This is a genomic window from Psychroflexus lacisalsi (assembly GCF_020164495.1).
GTDB lineage: Bacteria > Bacteroidota > Bacteroidia > Flavobacteriales > Flavobacteriaceae > Psychroflexus > Psychroflexus lacisalsi.
Map to the genome: position 1 here is coordinate 155207 of NZ_JAIQYZ010000002.1, position 18863 is coordinate 174069.

The window sequence follows — 18863 nt, forward strand, 5'->3', positions numbered from 1 at the left end:
CTAGTAACACTTGGATTGCAAGTATACCAAACTTTAAAAAAATCTTATGCACTATATCCTATTTTACAAAGCTGTCGAAAATTATATTGAAAAACGAGCACCTTACAGAGATGAACATTTGAAATTGATTGAATCGTTTTACAACCAAGGGGATTTACTCATGGCAGGAGCACTTGACGATCCTGCAACCGGTGGTGCATTTATCTTTAAGGGAAATAATGCAGAAAAAGCGGAAGAATTTGCCAACAAAGATCCGTATGTCAAAAACGGACTGATTACCGAATGGGAAGTTCGTCCCTGGACTGTCGTCATAGGGGATTCATAATTATTATTCCCATTTAAAATCAAAAAATCACTTCTTTTTTCTCTTAACAGATAAAAACATTCTGAAGAAAAAAAGGCTAAAAATTCCAAATCCAATAATCGAAAAAGGCTTTTGAGTATTTTCTAGACTGAATATAGAGTAATAGAAATGTATGCACAATGAGATAAATCCAACCACATAAATAATTTTAAGAATCCAGTGCTCCTTTTTAAAAAATTCTTTTCCTGTCATACAGTCTTTTTTAAAATTTAAGTCATTCTACAAATAAACATATTAAAATAATTGAATCATTTTTTGGTGTAACTAACTACTTAACGAATTAGTTGAATGATTTTTGCAACAATCTCATCACATCATCTATTTTTGAATTGTCGATCCAGCGGGTGACGACTAGCAGGTCATTTTCCTCATCGATGACGATATAATTGCCACCAAAACCTGCGGCATAATACACCTCTTTAGAAACGCCTTCCCAGTTTCCCTGACTGTTGTTCCACCACAAATACCCGTAGTCTGGTTTTGGCTGAGAAGACTTTTGTACGCTTTTTACCCAATCTTTAGAGATCAATTGCTGGTTTTCCCATTTTCCATTTCTTAAAAACAGCAGACCAAACCTGGCATGATCCAGCGAGTTAATAAAGATTCCGCCACCAAAATGCCCGCCGCCACTCACCGACTGCATTTGCAAGCCATCCACATTGACGTAAGAATTTGGGTAGCCAAGCCATCTCCAAGTGGTAGAAGCACCAATCGGATCCATAATTTCCTCTTTTAGAACCTGAGGCAGTGGCTTTCTCCAAACCTGTAAAAGCGAATAAGCCAGAACATTAACTCTTACATCGTTATACTTATAATGTGTTCCTGGCTCATAGAGTTGTCGATCTCTCCAATCGTCAATACTTCCTTCTCCAGGTGGTCGGTCAGCCCAATCATAAAGTCCGAATTGTTGTCCGGACCAGTCTGAAGACTGAGTCAATAAATGATCCCAAGTGATCTTTTGATTATGCTCTCCTTCAAAAGTACCATCCCATACATAATCCTGAGCTTTATCATTTACATCATGAATTAACTTATGGTCCAAAGCTAATCCTGCTACAGTTGACAAATAACTTTTGGCGACGCTAAAGGTCATATCCACCCGCTCAACATCTCCCCACTCTACAACGATATATCCATCCTTGATGATCAATCCTGCTGTGCCACCCCTTTCTTTGGTTTTACCTAAGATTTCAAAATCAGGCTCTCCAGAAAAAACCTCTATTATGGCTATTCTCAAATCTTTATCTACAGAGTTTTCATATTCAGAAGCTATTGTTACAGCGCTGTCTAACAAAGCAGAATTCAGTCCTAGCTCCTTCGCCGACTTTCGTTCCCATTCGTGATTGGGGTAATATTGCGCAAACGCGACATTTGAACATAAAAATACAAGACTTATAAAAGTGAGTAAAAATTTCATCGTAAATTTAAAATATGTTAGGAGTTGAAATTATTCATAAAATTTGAATTAGCTAAATGTCAGATTGAAAATATTTATGATGACGTTTATATTACAGAAATATCATTAAACATACCTGTTCTTATGTATTTCGAGTTTTCCTAAAAAGACACAAACATGAAAAACCAGAAACATCTTTTTAATCTACCAGAAGATCTGCATTATTTAAATGGAGCATATATGTCTCCCAACCTCAAATCTGTGGAACAGGCAGGGATAAAGGGGATTTTGAGAAAATCTGATCCAACTTCCATCAAAGAACATGATTTCTTTGAACCTGCTGAAGAGGTTAAAATGCTTTTTGGAAAATTAATCAATAGCTCAGCTTCGCAAATTGCTCTAATTCCATCAGCTTCTTACGGATTGATGAACGCTATTCAAAACGTCCCAATCAAGAAAGGTCAGCATGCGATCACGGTGAGTAAAGAGTTTCCAAGTGATCATTTGGCTTTGAGAAAATTTTGCGAGGAAAATAAAGCTGAACTTAAAATCATAGATCCCCCTGAATTCATAGTAGGAAGAACTAAAAAGTGGACAGAAGATATTCTTGAACATATCAATGAGGATACAGCAGTTGTCGTTATGTCGGCTATTCATTGGATGGAAGGTCTTAAATTCGATTTGAAAGCCATTGGGGAAAAGTGTCGCCAGACCGATACTTATTTTATAGTTGATGGGTCGCAATCTGTAGGCGCGCTGCACTTGGATGTCCAGGAGTTTAAAATTGATGCCTTGATTTGTGCGGCTTATAAATGGCTTCTAGGGCCCTACTCCACAGGTTTAGCCTATTACAGTGAAAAATATAATGATGGTGAACCCATAGAATATTCATGGATGACCAGGAAAGACAGCAATGATTTTAAAAAACTCACGTCTTATCCCAGAGAATATGGCAAGGGCGCCATGCGTTATAACGTTGGCGAGTTCAGCAATTTTATTGCATTGCCCATGCTAAAGTCCGCATTGGAGCAGATTCTCGATTGGGGTGTAGAAAATATTCAAGCTTATTGTTTTAACTTGCTTGAGCCTTTAAGAGACTTTCTGGAAGAGAAAGGTCTGGAAAAGGACGAAGATGTTTGGGTAAGTTCGCATTTATACGGTATGCATCTGCCACCCAAACTTCAGACTCCTCAACTTACAGAAGACTTCAAAGCCCATAAGATTCATTTATCCACGAGAGAGGATTACATCAGAATTTCGCCTCATGTTTATAATGATAACCATGATATTGATGAATTGATTAAAGTTTTGGACAAACATATTTGAGTGTGGTTTTGACTTCAGGAAGCATATTCTAAAACTCAAATTCTTCTACAGTAGCTTTAGTTGATCTTCTATCAAAGCTGAAGACTTTAATTCAACGAAAAGTATTAAGCAATGTATTGTGACTGATGAAGTGAACTCAATCAAAATCAAAAGAAATTAAAAATAGAGCATACATAACATTTTATGGTTGGTAAGATCGCATTGATTAACTCATAAACTAAATAAAAAAACACTGTGATTAAAAAGCTATTTAATGAATTGAATGGATATTCATACAAGATTTAAACTCATAAAATGCATTTTAAAAAATTGACCGACGAGCGTGTTTTTGATGTTGCTGACTATGTACAGGCTTACTTCTCTAAGTATAAAAATGAAAAGATTGAGCTTTTTCTTGGCTGCGATAGCCAAAATCGGTTACAAACTACTTATGCAACGACTTTAGTTTTTAATGTGGCTTCAACGGGTTGCCATATTATCTATAAAAAAGAAGTTGTTCCTATGATCACTGATATGTGGACAAGGTTATGGGGTGAGGCGGAGCGCTCTGTAGAGACTGCTTTGTATTTGCGGGAACACGATATAAAAATCGATACGATAGACCTGGATTATAACGAAAATCCTAAATACAAATCGAATAAACTGGTCACAGCTGCTGTGGGTTATGTGGAGTCGCTGGGCTTTAAAGCGAGAATTAAACCTCACCTCCTCCCTGCGGTGTATGCTGCAGACCATATTGTGGGGTGAAATCAAAGTTTGTTGCAAATAAAAAAGCCCTTCCTATTGGAAAGACTTCTAGCGGTTTATTTTTCTAAACCTAAGAATGTTTTTACACATTCACAACACAACTTCTTAAAAAAAGCGGTCTGGACGAGACTCGAACTCGCGACCCCCTGCGTGACAGGCAGGTATTCTAACCAACTGAACTACCAGACCGTTGCTTAATTGCGAGTGCAAATATAAACCCAATTTTTGATTACACAAACATGTTTTGACAAAATAATTAGGCAAAATTTGATGCTAAGACTTTAGCTTCTGTTTTTCAACTAAATAAGTCGATAAAATTTTTTCAAAATCTTTTCGAATATCTGCTTCAACGTATCTGATTCTATATTTTGCACAAGTCAGCTTCACTTCTTGGATAAATTCTGACATCTTTTCTACATATTCTTTTTGGATTTGCTGACTATGCAAATCTATTTTAGATCCAGTCTCAAGGTCAAAAAACCGCTTTGGAGCTTCATCAAACTCAAAATTAACTTCCGTTTTATGATCCAAAGTGTGAAATAGAATCACTTGGTGCTTATTGTATTTAAGATGCCTTAATGCTTCAAATAAATCTGATCTTGACAAATTTGCCTGAAATAAATCTGTGAATAAAAAAACAAGTGAACGTCTTTTAAGTTTTTCTGCAATTTCGTGAAGAAATTGATAAGTATTGGTTTTAGTGTTTTGCTGTGGTGTATTTATACTTTTTTCAAGCTCATTATAGATCATGTTATAGTGCAGACCACTCCCCTTTTCTGTTGCCTGAAACCTTAGCTCTTCATCATAAATAGACAAGCCCACTGCGTCTCTCTGGCTATTGAGCAGTTGCATGATGGCTGCAATCGATAGCGCGGAAAAACTTAGCTTATCCAAATTGGATATAGATGGAGATGAAACTTCTGGATAATACATGGAAGCCGATTGATCTAGAATGAAATGACATCTAAGATTGGTCTCTTCCTCGAATTTCTTAGTATAGAGCTTATCTGTCTTGCCATACAGCTTCCAATCTATATGTTTAGTACTTTCACCTGTATTATAAAGCTTGTGCTCGGCAAACTCCGCAGAATATCCATGAAACGGACTTTTATGAATGCCAGAAATGAAGCCCTCAACAACTTGAGAAGCTAATAGAGGAAGGTTGGTTATATTCGACTCTCGAAGAGAATTTTTAAGGTCCATAGTTGTCAGAAGTAAAAAAGGCTTGGTAAATTTACCAAGCCTTTAAATTATATAACCTTATTGAAAATTACAATAGGTTATCGATAGCTTCTTTGTAAGTATCTTTTTGTGCAACTCCTACTTGGCGATTTACCATTTCTCCATCCTTAAATAAAAGAACAGTTGGTATATTTCTTACACCATATTTTGCAGCAAATTCTTGGTTTTGATCAACATCCATCTTCGCAACTACTGCTTTCCCTTCATATTCAGAACTTAGTTCATCTATAATTGGACCTACCATTCTACATGGCCCACACCAAGCTGCCCAAAAATCAACCAAAACTGGCTTATCACTTTGTAATACTTTCTCTTGAAAATCTTTATCTGTTACTTCTAATGTCATAATTATTATGTTTTATACAAAATTAGGTTTTGTCGTGGGATATACAACTTAATAATATATTAATTAATCTTATTTAAGAATCAGTGCATCTTATGTTAATAGCTTCTCCATTTGATATTACATCCCATACTAGGTTTTTGGAGCTGAGGCACGGGTCTGTTGTTCAAAAGTGCATCTAAAGCTTCTCTTATACTTCTCCCAGAAGTTGGAATTCCATTTTTGGGTCTGGAGTCATCAAGCTGACCTCTATACACTAATTTTAGACTTTCATCGAACACATAAAAATCTGGGGTGCATGCAGCATTGTATGCTCTTGCAACCTCCTGACTTTCATCGTACAAATAAGGAAATGGGTAATTGAGCTGCCTTGCCGTTTTAAACATTTGTTCCGGATGGTCCTGTGGATATGCTTTTACGTCATTACTTGAAATCGCCACAAAACTAAATCCTAAAATTCTATAATCGTTTGCTAACCTAACGACCTCATTATTGACGTGTTTTACGTAAGGACAATGGTTACAGATGAACATGATAATTGTTCCTTTTTCTCCTCGGAGTTTTTCTAAAGAAAGAAGGGAACGAGAAATGCTGTCTGGAAGTTCAAAATTTGGAGCTTGCGTTCCAAGCTTCAACATTTTAGAGGGAGTTAAAGACATTATTTTTTATTTGATATCAAATTTAAACAAAAAAAGCTATCGTTTCCGATAGCTTTTAAAACACTTAATGCTCAAGAAAATTATTTCTTTTCTTCTTTCTTTTCTTTTACAGGAGCATTTATTTTTTGAGTAAGCTCATAGGATAAAGCAGACTTATCAAAAGTCATTTTACCAGATCCTGTTTCAAGTATTACAGCATCTAGCTTTTCACTGATATCAGCTACTTTTCCGTGCAAGCCACTTTTAGTGATAATTTTATCTCCACGCTTGATGGATTCTATAAAACTTTTTTCTTTCTTCTGTTTCTTCATTTGTGGCCTTATCATAAAGAAATAAAGCACTACAAAAATTAAAACTAAAGGTAATAGACTTCCTATTTGATCCATAAATGTTATTTTACTGGAGAACCAGCGTTGCTGTTTTGTGGGTTAACAAAAGCCTTTATTCTAAGCGTTTCCCTTCCAGATTGTGTATTAGCTGTAATTCTTACAGCCTTCATTTGTTGATTAGGCTTTCCTCTTGTGTTGAACTTGACTAGCATCTCCCCTTTGTCACCTGGAGAAATAGCTTTTTTTGTCCATGTTGGAACTGTACATCCACATGTTGCTACTGCATTAGACACAATAAGAGGTGCATCACCTGTATTTGTAAAAACAAATGTGTGTTCTACAACTTCTCCTTCTTCTACTGTACCAAAATCAAATTCCTGCTCTTCAAACTCCATCACTGGATAGGCCTGTGTTTTAGAATCACGCTCTTCAGCAATTTCTTTCTTAGATTCATCAACTTTTGCTGAAGCACCTTCTTTACAAGCTGTAAACGACAATGTTGCTAAGGCAACTAGTGCAAACATTAATTTTTTCATGAGTATTAAATTTAAGTTTATACAAAAATATGACAAATTAGGCAATTACATTAGGCCTCTACCTACTTTATTAATTTTACCATTAGTTTGATATTCTTTAGACACCGTATCCAAAACCCCGTTTATAAATGTGCTACTTTTCGGAGTGCTATATTCTTTGGCTAGTTCCAGGTATTCATTAATAGTGACCCTAACAGGAATAGAAGGGAATTTCATAAATTCACATAAAGCCATTTTCATAAGAATGCTGTCAATTTCTGCTATTCTATCCTGATCCCAATTGGGAGTTTTATTTTTTGTGATTTCAGAAAACTGTTCATCTGCAAGAAGTGTTTTTGTGAATAGCTCCCGAGCAAAATTTTCGTCCTCTGCATTTTTATACAAGCGAGGTATTGATAATGCCTCGTCGTCTTCTTTTTGCTTCTGAAGGAATTTTAAGACAGTTGTATTTACGATAGGAAAATCACCAATCCAAGTCAGATTATGATCTTCGTAATAATCATATAAATCATCGTTTGGTGCAATAATATCTTTGAATATATTGACAATAAAATCTTTATCTTCTTTAAAACTTGTGGTTTCTGTAAAAATATAATCTGCATAAAGATCAGACTCTAGGATTTTATTCCAAATCAATTTCGGATACTCATTATCTTTAGACCAATGGTTAAGCTTTCTATCTTCGATAAGCTCACTTAGTGCATTACTGTTAGCGATTCTCAACAAAAGCTTATTATTAATGAATTTAGTGTTTGGATTCTTTTCTTCTTGAGTAGCCAAAAACTTCTTTTTCACAATATTGAAGTAGTCTTCCGCCTGACTTCTAATGCTAACCAAGAGTTCTAAATTCAGCAGGAAAAGATTGTACATGTCTTCTGTGCTCTTTTTTAAAAATTTCTCTTCAGCTTGCATAGAGTCTTTACTTCCCTGGTGGAACGCATAAAGAGATTGCATTACTTTGGCACGAATATGTCTTCTTGTTAACATCTGTAAGTTCTAGAATTTTAGCGCAAAAATAATATTTAAAAGAAGAGTTTGAACCCTATTTTGGTTTTTTTAGAAACAAAATGAAATAGAGCAGGCACCTAAGATGTATAGACCTTTAAACTTTTGTTATTAGAAAGGGCAATACAGTCTTTTGATTACATTTGCAACCTCAAAGTTAATTGTGGATGAAGGCCTTAAAGAGTCTAAATAAATACTTGTACAAATATAGAGGGAGACTGCTTCTTGGTTTTATTATAACTATTGGTGCTCGAGTGTTTTCTGTATTCACTCCTCAACTTATAAGAAATTCTACAAATGCTATAGAAGATTACCTTAATGGTGAAGTAACTAGCGTTGCAGAGGTAAGAGAAGAATTATTAATCAACATAGGGCTTATCGTTGGAGCAGCCCTCGCCTCTGCTATTCTTACTTTTCTCATGCGCCAAACTTTTATTGTGGTCTCCAGATACATCGAGTTTGATTTGAAGAATGAAGTCTATATTCAATATCAAAATCTATCGCTAGATTTTTACAAAAGAAATAGAACAGGCGATTTAATGAATCGAATCTCCGAGGATGTGTCAAAGGTCAGAATGTATGTTGGTCCTGCCCTCATGTATGGAGTGCAAACGCTCACACTATTTGTAGTAGTCATTTATTTTATGATAAAAGCTGCACCAACTCTAACATTATACACATTAATCCCCTTTCCTATTTTATCTTTTGCCATCTATAAATTGAGTGTGGCCATAAATAAAAGAAGTGCTGAGATTCAGAGGTTTTTATCTCATCTTAATACATACACTCAAGAAAGCTTTAGTGGCATCGCTGTTATAAAATCTTACGGAATCTTAAAAAGATTCAATACAGATTTTGAAAAATTGTCTCACGAAAGCAAGGACAAAAACGTCAATCTTGCAAAAGTTGAAGCTTTTTTCTTCCCGCTTATGATTTTACTAATTGGTTTTAGTAATCTTTTTGTAATCTATTTTGGCGGAATGCAATACATAGACGGAAAAATCGAAAACGTGGGAGTTATCGTTGAATTTTTACTTTATGTAAATATGCTTACCTGGCCAGTCGCCTCTGTTGGATGGATAACATCAATGGTGCAAAGGGCAGAAGCCTCTCAGGAACGTATCAATGAGTTTTTAAGCGAATCCCCAAACGTCAAAAATAATTCACCAGACACTTCTGAAGTTATTAAAGGTGAAATTGAATTCAAGAACGTCAGCTTTACTTATGAAGACACCAATATTGTGGCTCTGAGAAATATTTCCTTTAAGGTGAAAAAGGGTGAAACCTTGGCCATCATGGGCAAAACCGGATCTGGTAAATCTACAATTCTGGAATTGATAGGGCGATTGTACGATGTCGACAAAGGCGAGATATTGATAGATGGAAAACCCATTGAAAGTTTTAATTTGGATAACTTAAGACAGCAATTGGGATATGTTCCACAGGATGCTTTCCTCTTCAGTAGTTCGATACGTGATAACATTAAATTCGGAAAAGCAGACGCTACAGAAGAAGACATTATCAACGCTGCTAAAAACGCTGCAGTACACAGTAATATAATTGAGTTCAGTAAAGGATATGATACTATTCTTGGAGAACGTGGGATTACTCTCTCGGGAGGGCAAAAACAAAGAGTGTCTATCGCAAGAGCAATTATAAAAAACCCACAGATTGTATTGTTTGATGATTGTTTGTCCGCAGTAGATACAGAAACGGAAGAAGAAATCTTCAACAAGCTCAACAAAATTTCTAACAATAAGACTTCTGTTGTTGTAAGTCACCGTGCGTCTTCAGCAAAAAATGCAAACCACATTATCGTACTTGATGATGGTGAGATCCTTGAAGAAGGTACACATTCAGAGTTAATCGCTCAAAACGGTTACTATAAAGATTTATATAACAAACAACTTTCAGAAAAAGAAAGTTGAAAATAAATTTGCATTTTTGATTTTTTTTAAGACTTTTGAACAAACGTTATATTAATCTTATTTAACAAAGGTATTATGAGTGAACAAGGGTCGATGAAGAATGAAGACATTTTTTCAAAAGTGATAAGAGCTGGCAGGAGGACTTACTTTTTTGATGTCAGGTCTACAAAAGCAGATGATTATTATCTAACGATTACAGAAAGTAAAAAATTCACAAATGAAGACGGCTCTTTCTTTTACAGAAAACATAAAATTTACTTATACAAAGAAGATTTTGAAAACTTTAAAGAAGCTCTGGATGAAACTACCAATTTCATAATTGACAAAAAGGGAGAAGAAGTTATAAGCGATAGACATCAAAAAGATTTCACGAAGCCATCAGAAATAGAGACAAATAACTCTGTAAAAACTGAAGAGCATGAAGCAAAAACAAGCGCGACTGCTTTTACAAATATAAGCTTCGACGATATTTAAACATTAGCAAACTATACGGTACAAAAAACCCTCTAAACTTAAGTTTTAGAGGGTTTTTTTAATGGTTAATCAGAAACTTTGAATGTAATAGGTAAAGCAAAAATAACATCGACTGGATTTCCACGTTGTTTCCCTGGCTGCATTCGAGGGAGTTTTTCAATAACTCGCTGACTTTCTTCTTTCAATTTGGGATGTGGAGCTCTTGCATTAATAAATTCGACTTCACCATTTGCCTTAACTTTGAAAGAAGTATAAATGCGGTTGGTTCCTTGCAAACCTAATTCGGAAGCCAGACCTGAATTAAACTCCTTATTGATAAACTTCCTGAGTTGCTCACTCATACAGGATTTTCTCTGTTCGTTGTCTGAGTATAGTTCACAGCCAGGAAAGATGGGAACGTCTTCAATGAACTCAAAGCTAATTTCTTTAATCGGCTCTTCTTCGATTTTTTCTAATTCATCAAAATCTAAGAGTGCCTCTGTAGGTTTTAATTCCTTTTGCTCTGGTAAATCCTCTTTTGTCTCCGGTGATTTTTCATCAATGATGTAATCATCAGTATCTATTTTGGGCTCTGGTATAGGCTCGTGTTGCTGTTTTTGAATATTTACAATGGGGATTTCTTCCTCCTCAAGCATGACATAAGAAACAACTTCGTGATCTGATGTTGATTTTGCCACTGTCTCCCACTCTACTAAAATCAATATAAAAGTAAGTGCGGCTACTAAACCAATTTGAAAGAACAACGTCTTTTTTTGATCTAGATTTTTATTGGAATATTTTTTTGGTTTCATCATTCGTTTTTTGTGTGTGAATAGTCAATAGCTTTATAAGTTTAAAAACTCATATGCTTTAAGGTCAAAAACGAATTCGTCTATGTGCTAGCTTTTTCAACAAAACCAATAATAATGCCAGAGCATAAAAAATCCCTTGCAAACTAAATTTACAAGGGATAAATACAAAACTTAAATACTTATTTAATGTAAAGCTTTTCCAAATAACTGAGACCTCTGCTATTAATTGCTACAGAATACTCTCCTGCTGGTGCCTCAGAAAAATCTAAAGTCTTTTTAAAAACCAAATCTTTATCCTTCACATCCATGATAAGATGCCCTTCTGCATCATATATTTTCATTTGAGTAAAATCCTTGGTAGGATTTGTAAAAGAAACTCTTACCTGTCTTTTGTTGGTATTCATCACCTTAAATTTTGGCTTAAAGACAACACCATAATCTTCAACTTTAATTCCTCTACTAGTTTTCAGTACTGATTTGTATGAAATAATGTTTGAATTTTCCAGACTGATTGTGTAAGTACCTTTTGGAAGTGTTTTTAAACTTATTTTCTTAAAGTATGGTTGAGATAATTCTGTATCTACAAATAAAAGTTCTCCTTTTGCATCAATAAAACTAAGTTTGTTATTATCATCATTTCCAGTAATCTGAATTTCCAATACATTTTCTGAATTTACATTTACTTCAAATTGTCTCGCTGCATTTACATTAAAATTCACAATTAACAACAAAAGAGATAAGCTTGTTTTAAAAATAGTGTTCATGATTTTATTTTTTATGTTAATAAATAATCTTATTTAATACGTTACAAATATAAGTGCCATTAAAGGCTTTAATAAATTCAAAATAAACACATATATGTGCTATATTAACCATAATTAGCTATAACATGTATCAATTCAAATTATATTGCACATTTAGAGGTATTAATACTTTTAAAAATTTGTAAATTGATTTTGATTTATTTTCAATCAGAAACATGAGTAAAAAAACTAAACCCATATTAGAAAAACTTGAAACTGGATTTGGTACTTCCTTTACCTACAAACATTTCAATGTTCATCATCAAAATAAAAATGATACGTTCTGGCATTATCATCCTGAGATTGAGTTGGTGTATATCAATGAAGGATCTGGAAAACGACTTGTGGGTAGCCATTCTTCATTTTATAGAAATGGGAATTTGATTTTAATTGGGTCTAATCTTCCACATTGTGGATTTACAGATACGCTGGAAAAGCATCAAAGAGAGACCGTCATACAAATGCTGCCTACATTCCTTGGGGGTTCCTTTTTTGACTTACCAGAATTTCATCAAGTTAAAAGTTTATTACAACGTGCTCAAAATGGGATCGTTTTCCATGGTGAAGATAAGCGCCAGATTGGAGCGTTAATTGAAAATCTTAACGAACAATCTCCGCTTTCCCGATTACTTGGGCTAATCAATATTTTAAAAGAATTGTCTGAAGCAAAAAACTATACCCTTTTGAATGCAGAAGGCTATATGCTTGAAACCAAAATAGAGGACAATCAACGAATTAATTTGGTTTTCAATTTTGTAAGAGAAGAGTTCAAGAGAACCATTAGCTTAGATGAAATTTCTGAACTAGTGAATATGACAAAACCTGCATTTTGTAGATATTTCAAAAAAATCACAGGAAAAACCTTTATAGAATTTGTTAATGATTATCGATTAACTCATGCGGCCAAAATGCTTCACGAAAAACAAGTCAGTATTCTAGATATTTGCTATGAAAGTGGTTTCAATAATTTTAGCCATTTCAATAAAAAGTTTAAAGCTTTCACAAGTCGCACTCCCTCTCAATACAGAAATGAACTGGTTTATTCTGTAACTGAAAAGTGAGTAGTGAGTAGTGAGTAGTGAGTAGTGAGTAGTGAAAAAATCAATTAATCTATGTTCTTTTGATAATAGAGATGTTGAATCAAGTTAAACAAGACAGGGTTTAAAACAAAAGAGTAGACTAAAAGTCCCCCCTCCTTGGGAGGGGGTTAGGGGGAGGAACCCTTATAGCCCCGATAGGAATGGAAAGCCCGCAAAATGGCAGCTATGCAACACCGAGACTCAAAAAGCGACCAGCGGAAGCTCTTTTGGGACTTTTAGTTTTGCCAGCTGACGGTGGTGGACTTGTAATGTATAGCGGGAATAGCTCTTGATACTCTTCTTGATTATTAAAAAAAGCGCCTCTACCCTACTCGTTTGATTAATAGCCTTCGGCATCTGTTTTGACTTTTCCCCAGAACGTTTTATACACAAAATAACTATACATCAAAACCAAAGGTCCTCCTACAGCTACAAATCCCATCATGATTTTGAGAGTTTTGGTGGAAGCAGCGGCGTTATATATGGTAATACTATTTTCAATTTCTGAATTGGATAACAATAAACGTGGATACAATTCAAAAGCGACAATTCCCAGCAACAATGCAATGGTAAGGCTTGTAAAAATGAAGGCCCAGCCGTACTTCTTTTTACTGGCAAGTCTTGGTACGTTTGCAATGCTTAAAAACACCAAAAACGGAACCACATAAAGCACTTTATTTTCATTGAAAACTAAAAGTAAATGTTCTAAATTAAAGAAGCCATATCCTGTGGTTACCACGTAAGAGATGATAAAAAAGGCGATTCCAATTTTTAGAAATTGCTGTATTCGAGTATATAATTTACCTTCGGTCTTGAGCAATAGATAAATAGCACCGTGCATCATAAACAGGGCTAAACTTGTCACTCCAACCAAGACTGAAAATGGATTAAGAAACTCAAAAAAACCACGTCCTGTGTATTCAAAATTTTCATCTAAAGGCATTCCGTTTAAGATATTACCAAGGACAACCCCCAATAAAAAAGCAAGCATAATACTAGAAATAGAATACCCCCAATCCCACATACGCCTCCACCAGAGCATCTCTTCCATATTCCTGAATTTAATAGAGATTCCTCTAAAAATGATAAATAAAAGAAATAAAATAAAAGGGGTGTACATGGCAGAAAACAGAGTCCCATAAAATACGGGGAAGCCAGCAAATAAGGTTCCACCTCCTATCACTAACCACACTTCATTCCCGTGCCAGGTAGGATCAATGGCTTTTAAAGCGGTTTCCCGACTTGAATTTTTCTTAAAAAACATGTGCCAGGCTCCAGCTCCAAAATCGAAGCCGTCTAAAATAGCGTACCCGGAAAAGAGTCCTCCTACAACTAAAAACCACCAGGTGGGATAATCTAAACCTAAAAACGTTTCCATAACTTGAGTTTTATTATTTTGTGACGACGTCTGCTATTTCTTTATTTAAACTTCCTTGATCAAAGTCGATATCGCTTTCTGGGCCGCTTTTAATTTTCTTATTCATTAGATAGACAAACAAGAGGAATAGAATAAAATACACTATGAAGAACAAGATAAGAGAAAACAAAACCTGATTGGCTTGTACACTCTTAGACAAGGCGTCTGATGTTCTCAGCAAACCATAGACCACCCAAGGCTGCCTACCCATTTCTGCAGCAAACCAACCAAATTGGTTAGCCAATTGAGGGAGTAAAGCTGTAAAGACGAAGGTCCACAGCAACCATTTTTTTTCAAATAATTTACCACGTTTCCATTGCCAAACAGCAAATAAGCTCAAGGCAATTAAAAACATTCCAATAGCCACCATAAGATGATAAAATTGAAAAACGGCAATCACTTGAGACGGCTGGTCTTCAATAGGAAAAGCATCAAGACCTGTGACAGGAGTTTCAAAATCCTGATCCAACATAAAGGACAATCCTCCAGGAATTTTGAGGCCGGTTGTGGTTTTGCTATCTTTATCTACCCATCCCAATAAATATAAATCGGCAGGGGCTTCTGCTTCAAAATGACCCTCCATGGCGGCCAATTTTGCTGGCTGATTTTCAGAAACACCTTCCGCAGAACTGTGTCCTGTAAATAATTGAGCTAATGAACAAATGGTGGCGACAATCAAGGTGATTTTAAAAGCTTTTTTTGAAAGAACCACAAAGCGACCCTTCAGTATATAGTAAGCATGTACACTTAAAATCAGGAATGTGCCCGCCAGAAAAGCTCCCAACCAGACGTGTGTGAGTCGATCTACGGACGAAGGATTAAAAACCATAGCCCAAAAGTCAACAATTTCTGCCCTGGCCTGCATACCTTCCCCTACAATGTGGTAACCTGCAGGAGTTTGTTGCCAGGAGTTAGCTATAACAATCCAGACAGCAGAAAACATAGAACCTAGAAAGACAGCCCAGGTAGCCACCAAGTGTACCCAAGGTTTTACTCGATTCCACCCAAATAACAAGACTCCTAAGGCACTGCTCTCCAAAGCAAAAGCAAAAATACCTTCTGCGGCCAAGGCACTACCAAAAATATCACCTACGTACCTGGAATAGGTGGCCCAATTGGTACCAAATTCAAATTCCATAACAATTCCTGTTACCACACCAATACCAAAAGTAATAGCAAAAATTTTAGTCCAGAATTTGGCCAATACTTCATATTGTTTGTTTTTCGTTCGTATATAAATGCTTTCAAAAACAACCATAATCAATCCTATACCAATACTAAGAGGCGGATAGATATAATGAAAAGCGACGGTGAAGGCAAATTGGATACGAGAGAGAATTTCTACATCCATAATTTTTTTTTACAAAACTAAAAAATGACGTAAAGTAACTATGCCACAAATGTTACTCAAATTTTAATTAATAAAGTGAATTTCAATTCATTTCTTAATAGCGTCAAATCTTTTTACGATAGCTCCACACTGCCAAAGAATTCATGATAACGGCGTAAATAAAAGTTTTAATAATCAGTCTCGATGCATCTTGGAAATTTGACCCTTTAAGCATAACCATACGCATCATCTCAACAAAATAGGCTACAGGATTGAACTCCGTAAAAATTTTTGCCCACGTTGGCATGCTTTCTACAGGAGTGAATAATCCACTCATGAGAATAAAAATAACTACAAAAAACCAAGCGATAAACATGGCCTGTTGTTGGGTATCTGTGAAGTTGGAGATAAACAAACCCATCCCCAAAATCACTAATAAATAAAGACTGGTGTAGCCGTAAATCAAGAAAATGCTTCCAAGCATAGGAATATTAAAAATCAGTTTTGAGATAAGTAATCCTACACTAAGTAGTAACAAACCGATTACCCAGAATGGAAACAATTTCCCGACTATGAATTGCCATTTTTTGATAGGGGTCACATTGATTTGTTCTAAAGTGCCAATTTCTTTTTCCCTAACAATATTCATACTTGACAGAAATATAGTTAGCATGGTAATGATGAGTACCAAAATTCCTGGCACCATCAAAGTTTTGTAATTCAGATTTCGATTGTACCAAAATGAAGCTATACTTTCAGTCTTTGAAAAGCTCTGATTAAAAGTGTTCAGAGTCTTATTTTTTAGTTGAATATTTTTATTAAAATGCATCACTATTTGCTGGATATAAACATTTTGGACACCAGCAGTTGCTCCATCAATCGCATTAATTCTAAGAGCAATTTGCGGATGTTGGGAATTGATGATGTTTTTTTCAAAATCACCCGGAATTTCCAGTACCATATCAACTTTATCCTTCAAAATGACCTCCTCAGCCTGCCTAGAGGTTTCAAAATGTATAGGAGCTAAAAAATAAGAAGATCCTTTGATATGCTCTATTAATAAGCGTGAAGAAATGCTATTGTCATGATCGATATAGGCAACCTGAATATCCTTTACTTCATAAGTTGCTGCATTGGATAAAATAACGAGCTGAAGTAAGGGCAACACAAAAATAATAGGAATCATGGCTTTGTTCCTGAAAATTTGCTTGAACTCCTTCCGGATGATAATAAATACAATTTTCATATTTTCTTTTTAATAGTAAAGCCTAGGCTAGTCTTATTTTATATTTTTTGATACTTATACTCAGGAAAACAAAAGTCATAAACAGCAAAATCAGTGTTTCCTTCCAGAAGAATCCAAAACCAACACCTTTAAGCATAATGGATTTTAAAATGATAATGAACCACTTGGCCGGAATAATATTACTTATCACCTGTAAAGGCAGAGGCATGCTTTCGATAGGAAAAATAAAGCCTGAAAGTAAGATGGTAGGTAACATCAGGCCCATCAATGAAATCATCATCGCCGTTTGCTGAGTTGATGATAAGGTAGAAATTAAAATACCCAGGCTCAATGAAGTGATAATAAATAAAATGCTCTCCAGCGCTAACCAGGATAGGCTTCCCACAATGGGCATTTGAAATACAAACACACTCAAGAGTACAATGACAGTGGCATTTATGATGGATAGAAAAATATAAGGAACAACTTTGCCTACAATAACTGTTATCGGTTTCAAAGGAGAAACCAGTAAAATTTCCATGGATCCGACTTCTTTTTCCCGAGTGATAGAAATAGAAGTCATCATAGCTGAAACCAACATTAAAATGACCGTCATCACTCCAGGCACAAACATATACACACTTTCCAAAGCTGGATTGAACAGCATTCTGCTTTCAGTCCCTACCAGTTCAGGTGATGTGTTTTGCTTTAAAGAAATATGGCTATATTTTGTGAGTATGGAATTGATATAGTTGGTTATGGTATTTGCAATGTTAGGATTGGTTGCATCAGTAATAATTTGCAGTTTACTCGCTTGAAGACGTTGAAGGTTTTTAGCAAAATCTTTTTCAAAAGTAACGACTGCTTTAATTTTTCCTTTTTGAAAGGCTTTTTCAATCTCTTTTTCACTTTGCAGCTCCTCCAAAACATTGAAATACTTGGAGGCCTGAAGATTCTCAATAATTTCTATTGAATTTTTATCGTCAGCTTTATTAAGAACAGCAATATCTACGTTATTGATTTCATTGGAAATGGCAAAACCAAACAGCAAAATTTGAGCGATAGGCATACCGAATAAAATAAAAAGCGAACGTTTATCTCTAAAGATGTGGTAAAACTCTTTTTGTACAAATCCTATAAATTTCTTCATCGTGCAAGTTTTAGAAATACGTCATTTAAGCTACTTACACCAAATTCTTTTTTCAGGACTTTGGGCGTATCCAGAGCTTTAATTTCGCCTTCTACCATAATAGAAATTCGGTCGCAATATTCAGCTTCATCCATATAATGCGTGGTTACAAAAATGGTAGTCCCCTGGTTTGCCGCTTCGTAGATCAATTCCCAAAACTGCCGACGCGTAACGGGATCAACACCGCCGGTAGGTTCATCCAAAAACACTATTTTAGGCTGGTGTAACAGGGCTACCGAGAAGGCTAATTTCTGCTTCCAACCCAGGGGCAAACTTCTTACTAGCTGTTTAGCATAGTCTTGAAGTCCCAAATTTTCGACTACTCTGTTATACTTTACTTCAATTGATTTTGAATCTAACCCGTATATACCGCCAAAAAATTGAATGTTTTCTTTGATGTTCAAGTCATCATATAAAGCAAACTTCTGGCTCATATAACCAATGTTTTTCTTCACCAATTCTGCCTGATTGGATACCTGATATCCCGCAACAACTGCATCGCCGGCTGAAGGTTTGGAGATACCAATAAGCATTTTCATAGCTGTGGTCTTACCAGCTCCATTGGCACCCAAGAAGCCAAAAATCTCACCTTTTTCCACTTCAAAATTGAGCTTATCAACAGCGGTAAAGTCCCCAAAGGACTTCGTTAGATTTGTTGCTTTTATTGTAGTTTCCATGAT

At 35.4% G+C, this 18863-nt stretch carries 21 protein-coding genes and 1 tRNA gene; 7 read left to right on the forward strand and 15 right to left on the reverse strand.

Annotated elements, in window-relative coordinates:
* Window positions 1-46 precede the first annotated feature (46 nt).
* Entirely contained in the window at window positions 47-325 is a 279-nt protein-coding gene (locus tag LB449_RS07960; RefSeq protein WP_224454566.1) for a YciI-like protein, read from the forward strand.
* 319 nt (window positions 326-644) lie between these two features.
* Here the strand turns inward: LB449_RS07960 and LB449_RS07965 are convergent, their stop codons facing one another.
* Window positions 645-1781, reverse strand: a complete 1137-nt coding sequence (locus LB449_RS07965) for a serine hydrolase domain-containing protein (protein WP_224454567.1) — start codon at window positions 1779-1781, stop codon at window positions 645-647.
* Between the two features lie 156 nt (window positions 1782-1937).
* Between LB449_RS07965 and LB449_RS07970 the strand changes: the two genes are divergently transcribed.
* Both LB449_RS07970 and LB449_RS07975 read left to right on the forward strand, forming a co-directional pair.
* Window positions 1938-3086, forward strand: a complete 1149-nt coding sequence (locus LB449_RS07970) for an aminotransferase class V-fold PLP-dependent enzyme (protein ID WP_224454568.1) — start codon at window positions 1938-1940, stop codon at window positions 3084-3086.
* A 294-nt stretch (window positions 3087-3380) separates the two neighbouring features.
* Window positions 3381-3833, forward strand: a complete 453-nt coding sequence (locus LB449_RS07975) for a ribonuclease H-like YkuK family protein (protein ID WP_224454569.1) — start codon at window positions 3381-3383, stop codon at window positions 3831-3833.
* 115 nt (window positions 3834-3948) lie between these two features.
* On the opposite strand, the gene LB449_RS07980 is transcribed toward LB449_RS07975, so the two are convergent.
* The 7 genes from LB449_RS07980 to nusB form a co-directional block, all read right to left on the reverse strand.
* Window positions 3949-4022, reverse strand: a tRNA-Asp gene (locus LB449_RS07980).
* An 84-nt stretch (window positions 4023-4106) separates the two neighbouring features.
* Window positions 4107-5036, reverse strand: a complete 930-nt coding sequence (locus LB449_RS07985; protein ID WP_224454570.1) for a DUF58 domain-containing protein — start codon at window positions 5034-5036, stop codon at window positions 4107-4109.
* Between the two features lie 67 nt (window positions 5037-5103).
* Window positions 5104-5421: a thioredoxin gene (gene trxA, locus LB449_RS07990; RefSeq protein ID WP_224454571.1), complete on the reverse strand. Its 318-nt coding sequence runs from the start codon at window positions 5419-5421 to the stop codon at window positions 5104-5106.
* 95 nt (window positions 5422-5516) lie between these two features.
* Window positions 5517-6077 (reverse strand): thioredoxin family protein, encoded by a 561-nt coding sequence (locus LB449_RS07995; protein WP_224454572.1) that lies wholly within the window; start codon window positions 6075-6077, stop codon window positions 5517-5519.
* Between the two features lie 80 nt (window positions 6078-6157).
* Complete coding sequence (gene yajC, locus LB449_RS08000; RefSeq protein ID WP_224454573.1) at window positions 6158-6463, reverse strand: preprotein translocase subunit YajC; 306 nt, start codon at window positions 6461-6463, stop codon at window positions 6158-6160.
* Window positions 6464-6468: 5 nt separating this feature from the next.
* Window positions 6469-6942 carry a DUF1573 domain-containing protein gene (locus tag LB449_RS08005; protein ID WP_224454574.1) on the reverse strand — a complete coding sequence of 158 codons (474 nt, stop codon included), beginning with the start codon at window positions 6940-6942 and terminating at the stop codon, window positions 6469-6471.
* A gap of 45 nt (window positions 6943-6987) precedes the next feature.
* On the reverse strand, window positions 6988-7929 hold the full coding sequence (gene nusB, locus LB449_RS08010; protein WP_224454575.1) for a transcription antitermination factor NusB: 942 nt from the start codon (window positions 7927-7929) through the stop codon (window positions 6988-6990).
* 185 nt (window positions 7930-8114) lie between these two features.
* On the opposite strand from nusB, the gene LB449_RS08015 reads away from it, so the two are divergent.
* Together LB449_RS08015 and LB449_RS08020 are read left to right on the forward strand one after the other, a co-directional pair.
* Window positions 8115-9875 (forward strand): ABC transporter ATP-binding protein, encoded by a 1761-nt coding sequence (locus LB449_RS08015; RefSeq protein WP_224454576.1) that lies wholly within the window; start codon window positions 8115-8117, stop codon window positions 9873-9875.
* Window positions 9876-9950: 75 nt separating this feature from the next.
* Window positions 9951-10349, forward strand: a complete 399-nt coding sequence (locus LB449_RS08020) for a PUR family DNA/RNA-binding protein (protein WP_224454577.1) — start codon at window positions 9951-9953, stop codon at window positions 10347-10349.
* 65 nt (window positions 10350-10414) lie between these two features.
* Here LB449_RS08020 and LB449_RS08025 read toward each other — a convergent pair whose 3' ends face one another.
* Together LB449_RS08025 and LB449_RS08030 are read right to left on the reverse strand one after the other, a co-directional pair.
* A complete protein-coding gene (locus LB449_RS08025; RefSeq protein WP_224454578.1) occupies window positions 10415-11140 on the reverse strand; it encodes an energy transducer TonB in 726 nt (241 codons plus the stop codon).
* A gap of 179 nt (window positions 11141-11319) precedes the next feature.
* Window positions 11320-11904 (reverse strand): T9SS type A sorting domain-containing protein, encoded by a 585-nt coding sequence (locus tag LB449_RS08030; protein ID WP_224454579.1) that lies wholly within the window; start codon window positions 11902-11904, stop codon window positions 11320-11322.
* Window positions 11905-12119: 215 nt separating this feature from the next.
* Between LB449_RS08030 and LB449_RS08035 the strand changes: the two genes are divergently transcribed.
* Both LB449_RS08035 and LB449_RS13980 read left to right on the forward strand, forming a co-directional pair.
* Window positions 12120-13004, forward strand: coding sequence for an AraC family transcriptional regulator (locus tag LB449_RS08035; protein WP_224454580.1), 885 nt, complete (start codon window positions 12120-12122; stop codon window positions 13002-13004).
* Between the two features lie 179 nt (window positions 13005-13183).
* Window positions 13184-13315, forward strand: a complete 132-nt coding sequence (locus LB449_RS13980) for a hypothetical protein (RefSeq protein ID WP_262901851.1) — start codon at window positions 13184-13186, stop codon at window positions 13313-13315.
* Between the two features lie 47 nt (window positions 13316-13362).
* Here LB449_RS13980 and cydB read toward each other — a convergent pair whose 3' ends face one another.
* The 5 genes from cydB to LB449_RS08060 all read right to left on the reverse strand — a co-directional run bounded on the left by cydB (window position 13363) and on the right by LB449_RS08060 (window position 18860).
* On the reverse strand, window positions 13363-14400 hold the full coding sequence (gene cydB, locus LB449_RS08040; protein ID WP_224454581.1) for a cytochrome d ubiquinol oxidase subunit II: 1038 nt from the start codon (window positions 14398-14400) through the stop codon (window positions 13363-13365).
* 13 nt (window positions 14401-14413) lie between these two features.
* Window positions 14414-15790 carry a cytochrome ubiquinol oxidase subunit I gene (locus LB449_RS08045; RefSeq protein WP_224454582.1) on the reverse strand — a complete coding sequence of 459 codons (1377 nt, stop codon included), beginning with the start codon at window positions 15788-15790 and terminating at the stop codon, window positions 14414-14416.
* Window positions 15791-15893: 103 nt separating this feature from the next.
* Window positions 15894-17015: an ABC transporter permease gene (locus LB449_RS08050; RefSeq protein WP_224454583.1), complete on the reverse strand. Its 1122-nt coding sequence runs from the start codon at window positions 17013-17015 to the stop codon at window positions 15894-15896.
* Between the two features lie 22 nt (window positions 17016-17037).
* A complete protein-coding gene (locus LB449_RS08055) occupies window positions 17038-18144 on the reverse strand; it encodes an ABC transporter permease (RefSeq protein ID WP_224454584.1) in 1107 nt (368 codons plus the stop codon).
* Window positions 18141-18860, reverse strand: a complete 720-nt coding sequence (locus tag LB449_RS08060) for an ABC transporter ATP-binding protein (RefSeq protein WP_224454585.1) — start codon at window positions 18858-18860, stop codon at window positions 18141-18143. Before LB449_RS08060 ends, LB449_RS08055 begins: the two co-directional genes overlap by 4 nt.
* Window positions 18861-18863: the final 3 nt, after the last annotated feature.

Excerpts from the sequence above, each read along its gene's own strand:
- LB449_RS07960 (WP_224454566.1), top strand. The coding sequence starts at position 47 with ATGCACTATATCCTATTTTACAAAGCTGTCGAAAATTATATTGAAAAA.
- LB449_RS07965 (WP_224454567.1), bottom strand. The coding sequence starts at position 1,781 with ATGAAATTTTTACTCACTTTTATAAGTCTTGTATTTTTATGTTCAAAT.
- LB449_RS07970 (WP_224454568.1), top strand. The coding sequence starts at position 1,938 with ATGAAAAACCAGAAACATCTTTTTAATCTACCAGAAGATCTGCATTAT.
- LB449_RS07975 (WP_224454569.1), top strand. The coding sequence starts at position 3,381 with ATGCATTTTAAAAAATTGACCGACGAGCGTGTTTTTGATGTTGCTGAC.
- LB449_RS07985 (WP_224454570.1), bottom strand. The coding sequence starts at position 5,036 with ATGGACCTTAAAAATTCTCTTCGAGAGTCGAATATAACCAACCTTCCT.
- trxA (WP_224454571.1), bottom strand. The coding sequence starts at position 5,421 with ATGACATTAGAAGTAACAGATAAAGATTTTCAAGAGAAAGTATTACAA.
- LB449_RS07995 (WP_224454572.1), bottom strand. The coding sequence starts at position 6,077 with ATGTCTTTAACTCCCTCTAAAATGTTGAAGCTTGGAACGCAAGCTCCA.
- yajC (WP_224454573.1), bottom strand. The coding sequence starts at position 6,463 with ATGGATCAAATAGGAAGTCTATTACCTTTAGTTTTAATTTTTGTAGTG.
- LB449_RS08005 (WP_224454574.1), bottom strand. The coding sequence starts at position 6,942 with ATGAAAAAATTAATGTTTGCACTAGTTGCCTTAGCAACATTGTCGTTT.
- nusB (WP_224454575.1), bottom strand. The coding sequence starts at position 7,929 with ATGTTAACAAGAAGACATATTCGTGCCAAAGTAATGCAATCTCTTTAT.
- LB449_RS08015 (WP_224454576.1), top strand. The coding sequence starts at position 8,115 with ATGAAGGCCTTAAAGAGTCTAAATAAATACTTGTACAAATATAGAGGG.
- LB449_RS08020 (WP_224454577.1), top strand. The coding sequence starts at position 9,951 with ATGAGTGAACAAGGGTCGATGAAGAATGAAGACATTTTTTCAAAAGTG.
- LB449_RS08025 (WP_224454578.1), bottom strand. The coding sequence starts at position 11,140 with ATGAAACCAAAAAAATATTCCAATAAAAATCTAGATCAAAAAAAGACG.
- LB449_RS08030 (WP_224454579.1), bottom strand. The coding sequence starts at position 11,904 with ATGAACACTATTTTTAAAACAAGCTTATCTCTTTTGTTGTTAATTGTG.
- LB449_RS08035 (WP_224454580.1), top strand. The coding sequence starts at position 12,120 with ATGAGTAAAAAAACTAAACCCATATTAGAAAAACTTGAAACTGGATTT.
- LB449_RS13980 (WP_262901851.1), top strand. The coding sequence starts at position 13,184 with ATGGAAAGCCCGCAAAATGGCAGCTATGCAACACCGAGACTCAAAAAG.
- cydB (WP_224454581.1), bottom strand. The coding sequence starts at position 14,400 with ATGGAAACGTTTTTAGGTTTAGATTATCCCACCTGGTGGTTTTTAGTT.
- LB449_RS08045 (WP_224454582.1), bottom strand. The coding sequence starts at position 15,790 with ATGGATGTAGAAATTCTCTCTCGTATCCAATTTGCCTTCACCGTCGCT.
- LB449_RS08050 (WP_224454583.1), bottom strand. The coding sequence starts at position 17,015 with ATGAAAATTGTATTTATTATCATCCGGAAGGAGTTCAAGCAAATTTTC.
- LB449_RS08055 (WP_224454584.1), bottom strand. The coding sequence starts at position 18,144 with ATGAAGAAATTTATAGGATTTGTACAAAAAGAGTTTTACCACATCTTT.
- LB449_RS08060 (WP_224454585.1), bottom strand. The coding sequence starts at position 18,860 with ATGGAAACTACAATAAAAGCAACAAATCTAACGAAGTCCTTTGGGGAC.